Origin of the sequence: Neobacillus muris, assembly GCF_943193175.1 — a bacterium.
GTDB lineage: Bacteria > Bacillota > Bacilli > Bacillales > Cytobacillaceae > Neobacillus > Neobacillus muris.
In genome coordinates, this window is record NZ_CALPDF010000035.1 from 1 (window position 1) to 16,810 (window position 16,810).

Annotated in this window: 16 protein-coding genes; 7 read left to right on the forward strand and 9 right to left on the reverse strand. The window is 42.7% G+C overall.

Annotation, left to right across the window (positions count from 1 at the left end):
- The first annotated feature begins 279 nt into the window (after window positions 1-279).
- The 3 genes from NFS43_RS18405 to NFS43_RS18415 are packed head-to-tail and all read left to right on the forward strand — an operon-like array spanning window position 280 to window position 2,845.
- Complete coding sequence (locus NFS43_RS18405) at window positions 280-1,485, forward strand: M20 metallopeptidase family protein (RefSeq protein WP_251554239.1); 1,206 nt, start codon at window positions 280-282, stop codon at window positions 1,483-1,485.
- Between the two features lie 15 nt (window positions 1,486-1,500).
- Window positions 1,501-2,277: a class I SAM-dependent methyltransferase gene (locus NFS43_RS18410; RefSeq protein ID WP_251554240.1), complete on the forward strand. Its 777-nt coding sequence runs from the start codon at window positions 1,501-1,503 to the stop codon at window positions 2,275-2,277.
- 16 nt (window positions 2,278-2,293) lie between these two features.
- Window positions 2,294-2,845: a GNAT family N-acetyltransferase gene (locus NFS43_RS18415; protein ID WP_251554241.1), complete on the forward strand. Its 552-nt coding sequence runs from the start codon at window positions 2,294-2,296 to the stop codon at window positions 2,843-2,845.
- A 366-nt stretch (window positions 2,846-3,211) separates the two neighbouring features.
- On the opposite strand, the gene NFS43_RS18420 is transcribed toward NFS43_RS18415, so the two are convergent.
- From NFS43_RS18420 to NFS43_RS18445, 6 genes are all read right to left on the reverse strand, one after another.
- Complete coding sequence (locus NFS43_RS18420; protein ID WP_251554242.1) at window positions 3,212-4,525, reverse strand: glycosyltransferase family 2 protein; 1,314 nt, start codon at window positions 4,523-4,525, stop codon at window positions 3,212-3,214.
- Between the two features lie 258 nt (window positions 4,526-4,783).
- A complete protein-coding gene (locus NFS43_RS18425; RefSeq protein WP_251554243.1) occupies window positions 4,784-5,515 on the reverse strand; it encodes a GntR family transcriptional regulator in 732 nt (243 codons plus the stop codon).
- A gap of 80 nt (window positions 5,516-5,595) precedes the next feature.
- Window positions 5,596-6,414: a carbohydrate ABC transporter permease gene (locus tag NFS43_RS18430; protein ID WP_251554244.1), complete on the reverse strand. Its 819-nt coding sequence runs from the start codon at window positions 6,412-6,414 to the stop codon at window positions 5,596-5,598.
- Window positions 6,415-6,427: 13 nt separating this feature from the next.
- Window positions 6,428-7,381 (reverse strand): carbohydrate ABC transporter permease, encoded by a 954-nt coding sequence (locus NFS43_RS18435; RefSeq protein ID WP_251554245.1) that lies wholly within the window; start codon window positions 7,379-7,381, stop codon window positions 6,428-6,430.
- 75 nt (window positions 7,382-7,456) lie between these two features.
- Complete coding sequence (locus NFS43_RS18440; RefSeq protein WP_251554246.1) at window positions 7,457-8,695, reverse strand: ABC transporter substrate-binding protein; 1,239 nt, start codon at window positions 8,693-8,695, stop codon at window positions 7,457-7,459.
- A gap of 132 nt (window positions 8,696-8,827) precedes the next feature.
- Window positions 8,828-9,655 (reverse strand): sugar phosphate isomerase/epimerase family protein, encoded by an 828-nt coding sequence (locus NFS43_RS18445; RefSeq protein ID WP_251554247.1) that lies wholly within the window; start codon window positions 9,653-9,655, stop codon window positions 8,828-8,830.
- Window positions 9,656-10,028: 373 nt separating this feature from the next.
- Between NFS43_RS18445 and NFS43_RS18450 the strand changes: the two genes are divergently transcribed.
- Genes NFS43_RS18450 through NFS43_RS18460 form a run of 3 tightly spaced genes read left to right on the forward strand, consistent with a single transcriptional unit; the run spans window position 10,029 to window position 12,330 of the window.
- Complete coding sequence (locus NFS43_RS18450) at window positions 10,029-10,886, forward strand: amidohydrolase family protein (RefSeq protein WP_251554248.1); 858 nt, start codon at window positions 10,029-10,031, stop codon at window positions 10,884-10,886.
- A complete protein-coding gene (locus NFS43_RS18455; protein ID WP_251554249.1) occupies window positions 10,883-11,314 on the forward strand; it encodes a secondary thiamine-phosphate synthase enzyme YjbQ in 432 nt (143 codons plus the stop codon). Before NFS43_RS18450 ends, NFS43_RS18455 begins: the two co-directional genes overlap by 4 nt.
- Window positions 11,315-11,331: 17 nt before the next feature.
- Window positions 11,332-12,330 (forward strand): carbohydrate kinase family protein, encoded by a 999-nt coding sequence (locus tag NFS43_RS18460; protein WP_251554250.1) that lies wholly within the window; start codon window positions 11,332-11,334, stop codon window positions 12,328-12,330.
- Window positions 12,331-12,465: 135 nt separating this feature from the next.
- Here the strand turns inward: NFS43_RS18460 and pfkA are convergent, their stop codons facing one another.
- The 3 genes from pfkA to NFS43_RS18475 all read right to left on the reverse strand — a co-directional run bounded on the left by pfkA (window position 12,466) and on the right by NFS43_RS18475 (window position 15,484).
- Window positions 12,466-13,428, reverse strand: a complete 963-nt coding sequence (gene pfkA, locus NFS43_RS18465) for a 6-phosphofructokinase (protein WP_251554251.1) — start codon at window positions 13,426-13,428, stop codon at window positions 12,466-12,468.
- Between the two features lie 74 nt (window positions 13,429-13,502).
- Window positions 13,503-14,516: an SIS domain-containing protein gene (locus tag NFS43_RS18470; RefSeq protein ID WP_251554252.1), complete on the reverse strand. Its 1,014-nt coding sequence runs from the start codon at window positions 14,514-14,516 to the stop codon at window positions 13,503-13,505.
- 212 nt (window positions 14,517-14,728) lie between these two features.
- Complete coding sequence (locus NFS43_RS18475; protein WP_251554253.1) at window positions 14,729-15,484, reverse strand: GntR family transcriptional regulator; 756 nt, start codon at window positions 15,482-15,484, stop codon at window positions 14,729-14,731.
- Window positions 15,485-15,755: 271 nt separating this feature from the next.
- Here NFS43_RS18475 and NFS43_RS18480 point away from each other — a divergent pair, with 271 nt between their 5' ends.
- Window positions 15,756-16,733, forward strand: a complete 978-nt coding sequence (locus NFS43_RS18480; protein ID WP_251554254.1) for a LacI family DNA-binding transcriptional regulator — start codon at window positions 15,756-15,758, stop codon at window positions 16,731-16,733.
- Window positions 16,734-16,810 lie beyond the last annotated feature (77 nt).

Here is a 16,810-nt window from a genome sequence, read left to right on the forward strand (position 1 = left end):
CTGTGTTTGAAGACAGTTTCGCTGCTCTCCTTAGCTGGTTTTGTCCTCAATGGCTGTGTTTGAAGACAGTTTTGCTGATTCTTCGTGACCGAAAACAGAACAAGGAACCGTCCAATTAAGTGTTCGGACCTGCCCCCTTTGTTTATGGCCACCCTCGCTTTTATTTATTGCCCCCATCATTTTTTAGGAAACTTGATCGCATCATCATTATTAATCTTCAGATAAGTTTGATAAAATTGGATCATACCCAAAAAAACTTCATAACGGAGGATTAATAATATGCAGTTAACCAGCCCCTTCACTCCTGACATGATTCATAACCTGACCCTAAGCGTATATGAAGACGCCGTAAAATTAAGAAGACTCTTTCACGAAAACCCGGAACTCGGATTCGAGGAACACCACACCTCCTCTGTCGTTGAAAAATATCTCCGCGGCCTTGGACTAGAAATCATCACCGGAATCGCCAAAACCGGTGTGGTGGGCATCCTTCGTGGACAGAAAAACGGCCCTGTGATCGCCTTCCGTGCTGATATGGATGCCTTGCCCATCCAAGAAGAAACGGGGGCCGCCTTTTCGTCCAAGAACCCAAACGTCATGCACGCCTGCGGCCACGACATTCACACCGCCATGCTGCTTGGCGCCGCAAAAGCCCTGTCGCAAGTAAAAGACCAAATCGCAGGCACAATCAAATTCATCTTCCAGCCAGCCGAAGAAATGCTGGCCGGCGGAAAACACATGGTCCAGGATGGCGTCTTACAAAATCCAGATGTGAATTATATCTATGGATTCCATGTCTGGCCCGACCTGCCGCTCGGCCAAATTGGCTTCAAAAGCGGCCCGTTAATGGCTAGCATGGATTCATTTGAAGTGACACTAAAAGGGAAATCCGGCCATGGGGCTGCCCCGCAGCAAGGCATTGACGCCATCGTCGGCGGTTCTCATATCATTACAGGCCTGCAATCAATTATCAGCCGCGAAACCGATCCCGTAGATTCTGTCGTCCTGACGATCGGCACCCTTTCGGCTGGCAGCGGATTTAATATCATCCCCGAAAAGGCCGTTTTGAATGGAACCATCAGGACGATCAAAGATGACACACGCCAGCGGGTAGCGAAAGATTTTACAAGAATCATAGAAGGAATGGGTGCGGCCTTACGGTTAGATCCAGACATTCACTACCAGTTTGGGTATCCCGTCACGAATAACACCAAAGAACACGTGGACCATGCCAGCCAGTTAGCCGAAAGTCTTTTTGGCGAAGAAGCTATTGTACAGTTAGAAAACCCAAGCATGGCCAGTGAGGATTTTTCCTTTTACTTAGAACATATACCTGGCGCCTTTCTCTTCTTAGGGGTGCAAGACCAGGCCGGCGGCGCTTATAAGCTGCATAATGAAAAATTTCTGCCGGACGAATGCGTCATGAAATATGGGATTAGCTTATATATTGCGCTGGCCGTCTATCATTTTAAAATGAGCCAATAAGGAAGGCGTATGAATATGGAGAATAAAGCTGTCTTTAATCAGATCATCTCGGATTATGAACTAGCTCGGCCGGGCTATCCAGCCGAATTGTTTACCGATATAGCCGAGTATTCGTTGATCAAGAAAGAGGCAAAAATACTTGAAATCGGTTCAGGTCCAGGCCAAGCGACCGACTATTATGTGAAAAACCACTATACCATTACCGGACTGGAGCTTGGAGACAAACAAGTAGCGTATTTATCCAAAAAATATGCGGAATATCCCCATTTCCAGGCGGTCTGTTCGTCCTTTGAGGACTTCAAGGATGAACCGGAAACCTATGATGTCATTTTCTCAGCTACTGCCTTCCATTGGATCAAGCCGGAAATCGGCTATCCTAAAGCGTATCATTTACTGAAAAAAAACGGTGTCATGGCCGTATTTTGGCATTTGGCCTCGATTATCGAGCCCAAAACCGAAATGCTTAATCAAATCAGGAACATTTACCGAAAATATGCACCCGAACTGGATACCTATATAACAGAGGAGGAAGCTAAAAACCTGCATCATCTTCGGATATCAGAAATCGGAACCCATCGTTTATTCGAAAAACCAGTCACCAAAGTCTACCGATGGGAGGATGGATACACAACAAAGCGATATCTCCAATTAATGAATTCCTACTCGGACTTTCACGCGCTGAGCGACGCAAAGAGGCAAGCCATCCTTGATCATGCTGCCGAATACATCGACAGCAAGGGAGGCAAAATCGAGGTTCCGCAAGAAGTAAGATTATATATGGCGAAAAAATAATGAAGGGGACTACCAGATGTTCATACATAAAATCGATGAGGAAGTTTCGTTAAAATTAATCGAATTACAGGATGCCGAAAGAGTTTTCGAACTAACCGATCAATCAAGAAATTATTTAAAAAACTGGCTGCCTTGGCTTGATGTCACCAACAATGTGGAAGATACGAAAAATTTTATCCGAGGATGTTTAAAAGGGCATGCCGAAAACAAAAGCTTAAATACCGTTATTCTTTATCACGGAGAAATCGTTGGAGCAGCAAGCTTTAACAGTATCAATTGGTCCAACAAGACGGCCTATATCGGTTATTGGCTTGGAGAAGCGTACCAAGGGAATGGGATTATGACCAAAGTGGCTAAAGCCTTGACCGACTACGCTTTTCATCACCTCCATTTAAATAAAGTGGAAATTCGGGCAGCCGAGGGGAACCAAAAGAGCAGGAGCATCCCAGAAAGGCTAGGCTTCGTGAATGAAGGAAGAATCAGGCAGGCAGAGTGGCTATATGACCATTATGTGGACCATATCGTTTATGGGGTTTTGGCTAATGAATGGGGAGAAAACTCGCTCTAAACAGTGGGGAAATCCCCTCCATCACCAAAAAAGAGCTTGGGTTAGTCAGGCTCTTTTTTGGTGATGGAGCTATTGTCGCATAAGGTGCTGCCACTGGCGGATAGCCGTCTCCAACTGTCGGAAGCCCCCGTAACTGTCGGATAGCAGCTCTCTACTGGCGCTTATGCTGCGCCTTCTGGCGGATAGCAATCCTCAACTGTCGCTTAACTGCTCCTTCTGGCGGATAGCAGCTCTCTACTGGCGCTTAGCTGCTCCTTCTGGCGAATAGCACCCATCAACTGTCGCTTATACTGCCGCCATTGTCGGATAAAAATAATCCATCATAAAAAATAGCCAGCTCGTTAGCCTGACTATCTTTTTCAACCACTATTTCCAAACTCGTTTTAATTGGAAAAACTCCTGGGCATAGCCCCATACCGAGATTGGCGACATAAACATTTGATACGTCAACACATACGCAAAAAAGCCAAAAATATTTTTTCGAATCCTTAACCCTAACCTTCGAAAAACTCTGCGTTGGAAATAGTACATCGCATAATTCGTCAATAAAGCTAACGGCAAAACAAAGAAAATCATCGGTCCCACGATATAATAATAGCCAAAAAAAGCCATAATCAGGCCCGGAATCCAAACAAAGGTATAGACAAAATCAAGATAAGGGAAAACCAGATTCGTCCCCGTGAGATACTTAATGAAAACAGCAGGCTGATGCCAAGGCTTGACTCGTTTAAACGCCTCAATCATGCCCCTTGCCCACCTGCTTCGCTGTCTTGCCAGATGAACAAACGTTTCCGGAACATCGGTAAAAGCAACCGCAAGCGGCTCGAAATAGACTTTGCAATTCATTTGCAGCATTTGCCAGGTCAGCACAATATCCTCCCCAATCGCATCATCCCAGCCTCCGAGTTGTTCAAGCGCTTCCCGTTTATACAGGCTAAATGCTCCTTGGGCGACCAATGTTCCTTGATAAAATCCTTGAAGCCTCTTAATCGAAGCAATCCCTAAAAAATAATCCCACTCCTGAATCTTTGTCCAAAAATTTTTCCGGCTATTCCTGACAAGGACCGAGCCTGCCACCGCACAAATATCCTTCGGAGCCGATAATAATCTGGATACCAGATACCGGACTGCTGATTTTGTTAAAATGGTATCCGCATCAAGCGTAATCACATAGGGGGTATCCACCATCGCTAACGCTCGGTTAAGCGCAAAATTTTTACCCGGTCTTTCTTCATAAATCACCGTTAAATCGACCTGATACTCCTTCCCTGCTTCCACTGCTTGAAGGGCGGTTTGATCAGTCGATGCATTATCGATCACAATAATTTTTAGTTCGCCTTGATAGTCCTGCTGGGCAATATACTGAATCGTATCGCCAATCCCGTTTTCTTCATTTTTGCAGGATATCAAAATGGAAACAGGATCCGTTGGGTTTTGCACCTTCAGTTCAGGCTGTTTATCGAAAAACAGGCTCATGACCATGAAAGCGTTTAAATATCCCGGAATATAGGCAATCGCAGCAATGATGAAAATCGATGCCACGATTCCAACCATCTGTTCTAAATCCTTGATCCATGGAAGAGAAAGATATACCGAAAAAAGAAACCATAAAAAAGCAAATGCATGACAAATCCAGAATTTCCAAATCACCGGAATATAATATCGTTTTTTTGTTTTCATCCTATCACCTATTAGAAACAATCCATTCTTATTCTTTTTCAGGACGATCCAAACTATCCGCATCCAAAAAAAGAAACCTTGAGAGATTCTAATCAAGGTTTTAAATACGTTATATACATATCGTCTGAACTTTCATGCATTTTACCAGCGGTAATAGGCAAACCAAATTTCCCTTTCAAATGGAAATTGACATGGGAATCCACGGGAGACCAGGTAAAAAACGAGGGAAATATGAACCTGCGGATTAGGCTGCTGAAACTATCGGTAACTTTCGATACGGTACGTATAGGAATCTGGACGATAAATGTCTATTTCATACAGCAGCGATTGATTATTAAAGTCAAAAATAGTGCGTTTAACTTGCAAGACAAGATCACCCATTTTAAGACCCAAATGTTCAATCTCCTCTTCTCCAGCCAAAGCTGGTTCCACAATTTCTTCCGCCCGATATAATCTGACACCCGTTTTTTCAATCGTCGCATGAAGAGAAGAATGTGAAAGTATCTCGCTTGTAAAGGAGTCTGGATCCTGATGAATCAACCAAGATGGCAGATAAGATGTATGCATTCCTACAGGACTTCCAGAGGCGAGAAGAACCCGTTTAACCATAAAAAATGATGGTTCATCCGTATTAAAAACGGTCTTAGCCTCTTCTGAAAAAGCCATGGAGTCAATCTCTATGATTCTATATCCGGCCTTTAATCCCGCAGCTGCCGTTACTTCATTAAACCCTGTTAAACGAGTTAACCCCTGAATTTTTCTATTATTTTTAATAAAAGTTCCTTTACCAGGGATTTTCTCCAGCAGTCCTTCCTTTTCCAACTCTGCAAGAGCCTGGCGAATGGTTATTCTACTAATTCCGTACATTTTCCCTAACTCAGCCTCCGAAGGTATACGGTCCCCTATCTTTAAGTCACCCTTATGAATTTGATCCCTAAGTAAATTTGCCAATTGCTGATAAAGCGGTGTACTAGAGTTTGCATTTATCATTTAATTTCCCCTCAAAATCCAATTTACTTCCCATTTATTAGAATTATTATATCACGTTAGGAAATATTCACATCTATTGCTTACCCTTTCACTGCCCCGTTTGTCATGCCCGCGGCAATATACCGTTGTGCGAACATAAGTAAAATAGAAGCAGGAATAGAGGCAAGTACAGCTGTTGCCATAACATTGTTCCACTCAGATGTATAGACTCCCATAAATGTATAAATGGACACCGTCACAGGTTGTATAGCACTATCTGTCATAATGGTAAGTGCGAACAAGAAATCCCCCCAGGCAAAAAGAAACGAAAAAAGCCCAACTGTAATAAGAGCTGATTTGGAAACCGGAATAATGATTCTAAAAAAGATTTTCCAATCACTTGCACCGTCTACTGCCGCCGCCTCCATAATTTCTGTTGGGATCTTCGCCATAAAGGTGCGTAAGACGAGAATATTAAATGGAATGGATAAGGAACAGTCAGCAAGGATAATTCCAAAGTAATTGTTTGTAAGGTTTATCTTATGGAAAATGACGAATAAGGCATTTGCCAAAATGACACTTGGAACCATTTGGGTCATTAAAACACCAAATAATAGAGGGCGGGTAAACCGAAATTTAAATTTTGCCAGTGCGTAACCTGCCGGTGCCGATATAATAATAGACAAAATGACGGTTCCACACGCTATAATGATACTTGTAAGAATATTCGGCCCTTGTACTGCTAATGCCTCTTTAAATGCCTCCAATGTCGGACTCTCCGGGAAGAAAGCAGGAGGCGTTGCAAATATTTGTTCATTTGTTTCCAGTGCCGATTTCAATGTCCAATATAACGGGAATACCATGATCACCATCAAAACAATGCCGCCGGCGGTAAACCAAAATGGTTGAATCCGTCTCAATTTCAATCACTCCCTAATAATCTTCTTTCGTTCCATATCTCAGATAGATCAGTGAGAAAAGCATCATCACAAACAGCATTAGATTCCCTACTGCAGCCCCTTGTCCATAGTTTGAATCCATGAAGGAAAAAGAATAGGAAAGGGTTGACAAGATTTGAGATGAATTTGCCGGGCCGCCGCCAGTCAATCCTAACACCAGGTCAAACACTTGCATGGTGTAAATGAAACCGAGCATCAACACAACAGCAATGGTATGACGAAGGGATGGCAGGGTAATCTTCAAGAATGTTTGAATCCGTGAGGCCCCATCGATTTTCGCCGCTTCATAATAATCCTTGGGAATATCCTGCAAGCCACTATATAATAAAACAAAATTAAAGGGAATCCCGGCCCAAATATTGACCAAAATGATCGAGAACAGGGCAAGTCCAGGTGTGACAAGCCAGCCCATTGGCTCTCCAATCAAGTGAAGAGACAGCAAAATTTCATTCAGAACCCCATTTGTCTGGCTTAAAATCCAGCGAAAAGCTGTCGCAGCGACTACGAGCGGCAGCAGCCACGGCAGAAGAAGAATCATTCGAAGGAAACGGCTAAGTGGAAAACGACGGTTGAAATAAAGAGCTAAAGCAAACCCTGCAGAAAATTGAACAAGAATGGAAAAGAAAACAAATAAGGCTGTATTTTTAATGGTATTGATCATCAGCGGATTACCCAAAATTTTGATATAGTTATCTAAACCAATAAATTCTGCATTCCCATTTGCCATTGTGGTTAAGGAGTAATTTTGAAAACTGATTAATAAGTTGTAAGCAATCGGCAGAACATAAACAAATGCCATGTAACAAACAGCAGGCAGAAGAAACAACATTCTAGTCATTTTTTGCTTACGTCTTCTCGCCTCCGCACTAGGTATGCTCAGCGGGTTCCTGATCTGAGCCGTGCTATATTGTTTCCTCAATTGAGCCATTGGTATCCCTTCTTTCGCCTTTATTCATAGGCAGGGGCAAATATGCTTTGCAAATTGGCCCCCGCATCCATAAACCTATTTAATTTGATCAATTGACTTCTTGGCTTCTTGGAGTGCCTGTTGTGGAGTCTGCATTCCAGTCATGGCAGATTGGATTGCTGTCCATAGTGCTTTCGAAAGCTGAGGATAATTTGGGCCGTAACTTGAACGGGCGCGCCCATTTTTCACCAAATCGGAATAGATTTGAAGATACGATACCTCTTGCACAATTTGCTCTGTCGCTGAAGTTAATCCGGATAATTGGCCCATATCCACATTTAATTTGATTTGCTGATCCTTGCCTTGAATCCAATTTACAAAAGTCCATGCAGCTTTCATTTTTTCATCAGAGCTGGACGGGATAGCCCAAGCCTCCCCGCCAAGCGGACCAATTACCTTGATGCCTGGCTCTTTGGTTGGCATAGGAACTTGGCCGTACTCTAAGCCTTCTGCTTGGTTTAATGCAGGTGTTTCCCATGATCCCCCAATCATCATCGCTGCTTTTCCATCGATAAATTGCTGTACTGTGTCATCTTGTGACCAGTTTAAGACTTGTTTAGGTGCTACCCCTTCCTTCACGAGGCTGACCCAAAATTCAAGTGCTTCAACGGATTGCGGGGAATCAATGCTAGAAAAGTCCCCTCCATTCGACCATAAGATCGGCAGAAATTGCCACGAACCTTCCTCATTATTGATGGCGGAGAAAATGATCCCATGCATTTTATCGCTATTAAGCTTTTTCGCCGCTGCAATGACATCGTCCCATGTCGCAGGAGGCTCCATTCCTGCTTCTTGAAAAATCTTTTTGTTATAGATAAGGGACAGGGTATTGATTCCGCTTGGAAGGGCGTAGATTTTGTCTTTATACATGCCAGTGGACAACGCAGCTTCCATATAATCATTTTTTGGGACATCCCCTAGATTACTTAGGGGTTCAAGTGCTCCTGTAGCAGCCAATTTGGGGACATCTGTATTATCCATTAACAGAATATCCGGCAGCGATTTAGTGGCAATTTGTTGTTCTAATTTCGGCATGAAGGAAGAATATGGTACACTATTTTGAATAATCTTAATGTTTTGATGGGATTCCATAAACTGATTGATGGATGTTGTGAGTAAGTCAGCCTGCCATCCAGCATAGTAATCCACTAGGTTAAGCGTGATGACATCATCTTTTTTTGTGGACGATTGGCTCGAGCAGCCTGCCACAAATAAGGCCAGCACAACTGTAAGTAAAAATGGAACATACAATGATTTTATTATGGTTCTTTTCAAATTCATAACCTCCCAGAAACTATAATTAGATTTTATTTTTTTGAGACTCATACTTTTAAAAATCTCTTATAAATTGTGGATCCTAAACTGGGCAAATAATTTTTTTGGATTATGAATCTAATCAAGCTGCATTTACAATTTCGCTTTGATGGCATTCATGGCTTGCAGGAAGGCTGAATCAGGATCAGGCAAATAGGCCGGATCAGCAAGCTCTACTGTTAGATAATAGGAATAGCCGTTTTCCTTCAATTCACTAAGATAGGATTCTAGAGGTAATGTCCCTAATCCCCATGCTTGATGGCCTGATGGGCTGCCATCAATGAAATGGATATGTTCAATTCTCCCGAAGGTTTTAAAGTAGTCAGTAATGGTATCGCCTGCCACTGCCATGGCAACAGTATCGATCATCCCTGTCATATGGGAGGAATCGACTTCCGTTAGCATTCGTTTTAGAAGGTCTAAATTAGTAATAAGATTTGTTTCAAAAGGCTGCAGCGGCTCTAATAGAAGGGTCACTCCCAGTTCACCTGCTTTTTCAGCCAATACCCCCAGTGCTTCACGTGAATAGTTCCAAGCCTCTTCCATTGGTTTCCCGTAATCCCCCCATCCTGAATTTACTAGCATCAATGTCGTCCCTAGTTCTGCCGTAATCTCAATATTTCGCATGAAGTAATTTAGGCTCATTTTTCGCAGGTTGTTATCGGCTGCCGCAATATTAAACGGATACGTAATTTGTTCCGGAGTATAGCAAACTAGCTTTAGATCGCTTGTTTCAATTGCCTGACGAATAGACTGGACCTGGTTTAAAGTGGCCGTCTCCGAGTATAAATGAGGGGAACCGCCATACAGTTCAACGTTTTGAATATCGAAGCGCACCATGGAATCCAAAAAATAATCAAAAGAATACATTCGATAGTGAATATTCATTCCTGCAAACTGGGAGATTGAAAGTTTTCCCAAAAAGATCACTCCTTTTATAGTTTAAAGAATTTTCAAAAAATGGATTGACTACTCCTCCTTTCAAATGATATAACTTGTTATAACAGATTATAACGAGAAGGATTCACTTCCGTCAATAATTTTCTGAAAATTATAATAAAAAGGGAGGTAATTTCGGAAACCGTAAATCATCTTTTCACCATCAAGCATTCCTATTAGCAAATCCATTAATAAAGCTTTCCATTGATCGCACCTGATGATTGGATTATCAGATTATGATTCTACCAATTGTCTTCTGTCTATTGGCAATCCGGCATGATACCTTCTATCTATTCTGAAACCTCTTAAATGACAAAAATCACGCGGACTGGTTCCGCTAAAGGAGCGACAGTAAATGATTGATATTCACACCCATCCCGTTCAAGTAGCTGATTTGTATGATGGAGACCCAAATTTGACTCGTGCTGTAAGAGATGTTTTTGGTTTTTACGTTAAACCCCAGCCGCTAGATACCTTCCTATATCAATTAGATGAAGCAGGTATTGATCAAGCAGTATTGCTTCCCATCGACTGCACAACCACTCATGGCTGTAAAATTGTTTCAAATGAACAAATTGTTGAATTGGTAGAAAAAAGTGATAGGTTCATAGGCTTTGCATCCGTTGACCCCCTTCAACCAAATGCACCTAAAGATCTTGAAAAGGCTATAAAAAGCTATGGCTTACGCGGGCTAAAATTAGATCCCTCCCTGCAAGGATTTAGTTTGCATCATGACGAATATGTATATCCAATATTCCAAGTATGTGAAGAATTGGATATTCCGGTCCTGCTGCACTGCGGGATGAGTTGGTCACCTATTGGGCGTGCTGAGTTAGCCCAGCCCATTCATTTAGAACGGATTATTCATCGCTTCCCAAATGTGCGAATGATTATTGCTCAGTTCGGGTGGCCATGGGTGGCAGAATCATTAATGCTCGCTCTAAAACATCAAAATGTCTATCTAGACACCTCCATATTGTTTAGCGGCACCCCACCGGAATCTTTCCGCCACGTAGTCGAAAAGGTGATCGGGTTGGAAACCTTTGACCGCAGTCTTCACCAACAAGTCGTCTTTGGCTCTAGCTACCCGCGGGTGGATCCTAAACGTGTCGTTGGTGCTATCAAGGAAATGGGGTTCAGAGAAAGCCTTGAAAAGAAGATTTTCCATGATAATGCGGCCCGATTATTAAAATTGGAGGGACAAAGCTTATGAAATCCGTACTTAAAACAGTAGGCATTCAAACAAAGAAGGACACTGAAATGATTAATATCACCGAACTTGTAAAGAAAACGGCAGAATCCTCGGGCATCACTTCAGGCGTTGTCTATATCACCACGATGCATACAACCACTGCCATTACGGTAAATGAGGGGCTTCCCGATTTAGAAGATGATATAACGGAAATGCTCTTCCGCCTTGTACCAGCGGGCCTGAATTACCGGCATGCCCGCTTTCTTCACTCTGACGGGCAAATGGCCGTCAATGCCCCATCACACTTAAGAGGGGCTCTGCTAGGTATGCAGACTGTTTTTCCGATGCATGAAGGGAAAATGGTCACTGGTGGACGCCAAACGATTTACTTTGTAGAGCTTGATGGACCTTTATACCGGGAGTTAATGATTCACGTTATTGGAGAATAAATCTAGGGGGTATCCGAATGTCGAAGCTGCCTTCAGGAAAGGATCTAAAAATTGCGGTAACCGGAAATTTAAATATCGATCTCATTATCAGGGGGATTAATACTCTCCCTGAATGGGGACAAGAAAAAGCAGGAAGAGATTACACCGTCGTTGCTTCTGGACAGGCAGGTTACCTATCCCTGGCTTTGGGATATCTAGGCATACCGCCTGTTGTCATCGGGAATGTCGGTGAGGATTCATTTGGAAGCCTCATTCTTAGGAGCCTAGATTCAGTTGGCGCAGAGCTTTCCTCTGTTGAAATTTCTAAGGGCAAGACAACAGGAATCACGGTTGGAGTGGTTCGGGATGATGGCGAGCGGGCCTTTATTTCGGACTTCTCTTGTTTGCGCGACTATAATGAACATTTAATCGAACGCTTCTGGCCCAATTTATCTTCTTGTGGAATTCTATGCCTTGTCGGATTATTCTGCCTTCCTTCCTTTACCATGGATGGCGTGCTTTCCATCTTTCAAAAAGCCCGATCACAAGGGAAACTAACCTTACTCGATACAGGGTGGGATCCTAATAACTGGCAGGAGCCGACAAAGATTGGCCTCCAGAAAATATTAGCTGCGACGACCATCTTTCTTCCTAATTCAGATGAAGCCTTTGTGATATCAGGAAAATCAACCATTGAGGAAGCCGCCCAATCACTTGCAGATTACGGCCCGGAACTAGTAATCATAAAATGCGGCGGAAGAGGCAGTTATGCCTTGCATAAAGGGGAAGGCTTTTGGGTACCTGCTTTGCCAACAGAAGTTTTTGATACCGTTGGAGCTGGAGACGTTTTTAATGCAGGCTTTCTTTATGGGTTTACAAAAGGATGGGAAATTAATCAGTGCATGGCCTTTGGCAACGCTACTTCTTCCTTATATATATCAGAAGTGGCTGGAAGACGATATCCTTTAAGCGACGAAGTCCTATCACACGCAAAAAACTATCGGAATTTTGATTGGGAACTTCTTAATAGAGCTTGATTATGCCTTTTTTAATATGAAACGATTAAAGCAACTAGAAGTAAAATAAAGAGAGTACGACTACCTCTAAACATTGATGGTAGTCATACTCTTTTTTTGTTGCGGATGGTTGCCCAAAGGCCAATCCCAAGAGGATTAAATAGATAGCTGCTTGACAAGTTCCACCATGGAGTTATCAAGCTGCCGCGGCTGTTTTAATATCTCAGAAATCACATTTTCTGTAATTTTATTATCTTTAATCCCTACTGCAAGCCCGTGTTTTCCTTGAAGTATTAATTCAACAGCCCTGGCCCCTAATCTGCTGGCCAAAATCCGGTCCTGAGCAGTGGGCCTGCCGCCACGCTGAATATGCCCCAGCACCGATACACGCGAATGAAAATCATCCAGCTCATTTAATTTTTCCGATACCTCATAGGCTGAGCCCGCGCCTTCCGCCACAATGATGATGCTATGTTTTTTGCCGCGCATCCTGCCTTTGTTTAATTGGTCCGCAATATCTTTGATATCATACGGCTCTTCCGGGATCATTATCGCTTCCGCTCCTCCAGCCAATCCTGTCCAGATGGCCACATCCCCTGCATTCCTCCCCATGACTTCCACAATAAAAGTCCGCTCATGAGAGGTAGCCGTATCCCGCAGACGGTCAATACAATTGACAATCGTATTGATGGCTGTATCAAAACCAATCGTAAAGTCCGTTCCAGGAATATCATTATCAATGGTACCGGGAAGCCCGATAGCTGGAAAACCCCTTTTGGTCAATGCTTCCACACCACGATAGGAACCATTCCCTCCTATGACGATTAAAGCCTCAATCCCGAATCTTTCTAGTTGAAAAATGGCTTTTAACTGATACTCTTCCATTGAAAATTCCGGAAAACGGGCAGAGTATAAAAGGGTCCCCCCTCGCTGAAGAAAATCACCGACATCGCCCAGTTCATACTTTTTCATGTCGCCCTCCACCAATCCTAAAAACCCACGGTTGACGCCATATACTTCCATACCTTCATAAATCCCTTTCCTTACCACTGCCCGAATGGCCGCATTCATGCCTGGTGAATCACCGCCGCTAGTTAAGACGGCAATCTTTTTACCCATTGGAATCCTCTCCCGTTCTATTTTTTATGAAAAACCGCGGAAACCTTACTGGTCCCCACGGTTTTTACTACGAATTAATATTTAACTCTTCTGTAGTATCTTCTTGTCGTAAGCGGGTGGTTTCTTTCTTTTTCAAGATGGCAGCTTACACGCTCTAAAAGGGTGGCAAGAACGACTGGTGAAAGGTAGCTTCTTACTTCCTCAGAAATCCCAGGAAGTTCGTAGTCTTTCGTATCAAAGATTTCCAATTGATCTGTATAGACTTCAGCAAAGTTTTGGACACGGTCTGTTAATGGACGGGTTTCGTCTTCCCCTTTAAACAACAGGACACTGACGCCTTTTTCCACCAATTCCAAAGTTCCATGAAAAAAGTCAGACGCATGAACCGGCCTTGTTTTAATCCACTGCATTTCTTCAAGGATACACATGCCATAGTAGTAAGTTTCAGCCCAAGAGTTTCCTGAGCCCACAAGGATATGATACGGAATATCCTTTATTTTAGCAGCAAAGTCTTCCGCTCTGTTTTCAACAGCTTCTTTCACACCAAGCAGTGCTTCAGGAACTTTCACTAGTTCAGAAACTACTTTTTCATATTGAGGAAATTCATTACGTAAATGCATAAGCCGGAAAGCGATTAAATAGGATTGAAGATAAAAAGATTCACAGGATGTGTCATCTGCAGCATAGTTGACGAATGAATAGTCTGTTGCCTTTGCCAATGGAGTGTCCGCATAGCCTACCAAACTAATGGTCGTTGCCCCTTTTTGTTTCACAAACTCAGCTGCTTTCACCGTTTCTTCTGTTGTTCCAGATAAGGATGGCAAGACCACTAAAGATTTTTCATCAAAAAACTTATGGCTCGTTAACATGAATTCAGAAGAAATCTCAGCAAACGTCGGCAGTGTTGAATGGTTCTTCATGATGAATTCGGCAGGCTTCATTAAGATCGCGGCTCCCCCTGTTCCAATAAAGAACAAACTGCTAATTCCCTTTTCAAATAGAGAATCAATGACCTTATTCATATCATTCTTTAAAGACACAGCACCATTTTGGATTTTCAGAAATCTTTCCACATCAAAATTAAACACTCAAAACGCCTCCTGTTAAGTAAATGAATTAGGTAGCAGCAGTCATTACCTCTGGTATGTTACCTGTGGTAATAATGTAACACCCTGCAATTATTTTTGCAACCCATTTGTCTAAAAATTTGTAAAACACCCCAACACTTATCCCTCACAAGGCGAAAATGACATACAAAAAACCCAGCTGTCAAAGGGCAGCTAGGCATACCATTGGTAATTTAATTTTCTGTATTTGGCACATAGACTTCACTTTCAAATCGTGCCTTATAAGCAGGGTATCTCGAACGGACATATTCAAATGCATGCCCATTCTCCGTGAATCCCCGGCTTTGGAACAAAGCAACAGGACTATCCTTTTCAATTTCCAAGTAGGCGGCCTCTGCAGCGGTTGCGTGGATGACCTCAATGGAGCGTTTTGCCTTGTAAAGCACAATCCCATAGGGTCTCAGATAATCATATAGGGATTGATCAGTAAAATTTGCCTTGATCAAACCTGGACAAATCTCCAACGGGATAACAGAGGTAACCAGACAGATCGGTTCATTATCGACAAACCTCAGCCTTTCCAAAATAAACACATCCGAACCCTCAGGTATCCCCAGAGCTTCTGCTGCCTGGGGGGAAGCCGTACCAACCACCTGTTGCAAAACTTTGGTTTTGGGATTCTTATGCTGCATGCTGGCATCTTCATGGAATCCAATTGCCCACTGGAGGGCGTGATCGGTATATTTTTTCTCTTTTTCGGCAACAAACGTACCTTTTCCCGGGAGACGGACCAACTGACCCTCCTGCTGCAGTTCCTCCAAAGCCCTTCTGACAGTTGGTCTAGAGACCTCATATTTTTCGCATAGCTCCCTCTCTGAAGGAATAGGTGACAAAGGAGATAATTGGTTCAATTCCTCCATCATCACTTCTTTTAATTGAATATACAGTGGAACCTGTGAATTAGGATCCTTGAAAAAACTTTGCCCCATGTTTTTTCATCCCCCTTCAGATTTTTACATTTTGTTTCATTTATCATACTTATCCTCGCCGATAATTACCACTGGTTATAATTAGTAAGACTACTATAGCAGTCTTTTTGATAAAAGTAAATGAGTGAACCACTGAAATACACTCAACAATCATTTCTTTGTCAGAATTTTTAACAAATAGTTTGACATGCGATGGAACCACTGGTAACATTCAAACTATAAAGCGATTTTGAGAGCGCTCTCTAATTTACCTAGAAAGGAGGAAGTTAATTTGAAGGTTACGGTGGAAGAAGTTGCCAAGCATGCAGGGGTTTCAAGGGCCACAGCTGCCAGAATATTAGGTGGTTACGCAGGGGAACGTTCGAAATCACGCACCAAAGTTTTAGAGGCAGCAGAGGAACTTGGATATTTCCCCAATAAGCTTGCTAAAGGACTCGCCAGTAGCCGAAGCTTCAAAATAGGGATCATTATTCCCGATATTGAAAATCTCTACTTTGCCAAGTTGTACCGAGGAATTCAATCCGTTTGCCACCAAAATGGATTCTCCCTCAGTCTCGGTATCAGCGGGGAAGATGAAGCGATTGAACAGAACATCTTAAAGGAATTATTATCAGAACAAGTGGAAGGCATTATCATTGCACCTTCTAATGGATTAAAGCAGCTCACCCAGTGCCCGATTCCCGTTATCTCAGTGGATCGTGTCCCTGATAGTGATCAATACAGCTGGGTCAGTTCAGATAACTATGAATCTTCTTTCCGCGCTGTAGAACATTTATACAAGCAAGGATACAAGGATATTGCACTTCTCATGAATTTGCCGCACTTATCAACAGTTAATGAAAGATGGTCCGGCATTCGGGATGCTTGTAATCATTTGATGCTTCCATTAACAGAACACATTACAACCTCTCATCAATTAGAAAAAACAGTGTTAGAGGTCAAAGAATGTTTGGCAAAAACACAGCCTGATGTCGTGATAAGCACAGATTCTGTCCTCTGCACAGCAGTCTTGTTGGCAGCCAATGATTTACAAATAGAACTGGGTAAGAATCTAGGGTTGATTTCCTATGATGACGAGCCTTGGATGACATTGGTAAATCCATCCATTACAACCATCAAACAGCCTGTGGTGGAGATGGGTGAACACGCAGCACAGCAACTATTAGAACAGCTTTCCAATCCAACAACGAAGTTATCCCATCAGAGATTAAAAAATGAACTTATTATTCGTAATTCTACTATACGATAATTTTTTACCTGTTTGATATTGAATCATATAAAAATGAGAGCGCTCTCATTTTGTGTTTTCTTTTAGATAAGGAGGGT

Coding starts and splice junctions, on each gene's coding strand:
- pfkA (WP_251554251.1), bottom strand. CDS start 13,428: ATGGGTAAAAAGATTGCCGTCTTAACTAGCGGCGGTGATTCACCAGGC.
- NFS43_RS18450 (WP_251554248.1), top strand. CDS start 10,029: ATGATTGATATTCACACCCATCCCGTTCAAGTAGCTGATTTGTATGAT.
- NFS43_RS18455 (WP_251554249.1), top strand. CDS start 10,883: ATGAAATCCGTACTTAAAACAGTAGGCATTCAAACAAAGAAGGACACT.
- NFS43_RS18435 (WP_251554245.1), bottom strand. CDS start 7,381: ATGGCTCAATTGAGGAAACAATATAGCACGGCTCAGATCAGGAACCCG.
- NFS43_RS18415 (WP_251554241.1), top strand. CDS start 2,294: ATGTTCATACATAAAATCGATGAGGAAGTTTCGTTAAAATTAATCGAA.
- NFS43_RS18405 (WP_251554239.1), top strand. CDS start 280: ATGCAGTTAACCAGCCCCTTCACTCCTGACATGATTCATAACCTGACC.
- NFS43_RS18410 (WP_251554240.1), top strand. CDS start 1,501: ATGGAGAATAAAGCTGTCTTTAATCAGATCATCTCGGATTATGAACTA.
- NFS43_RS18425 (WP_251554243.1), bottom strand. CDS start 5,515: ATGATAAATGCAAACTCTAGTACACCGCTTTATCAGCAATTGGCAAAT.
- NFS43_RS18420 (WP_251554242.1), bottom strand. CDS start 4,525: ATGAAAACAAAAAAACGATATTATATTCCGGTGATTTGGAAATTCTGG.
- NFS43_RS18475 (WP_251554253.1), bottom strand. CDS start 15,484: ATGGGGCAAAGTTTTTTCAAGGATCCTAATTCACAGGTTCCACTGTAT.
- NFS43_RS18460 (WP_251554250.1), top strand. CDS start 11,332: ATGTCGAAGCTGCCTTCAGGAAAGGATCTAAAAATTGCGGTAACCGGA.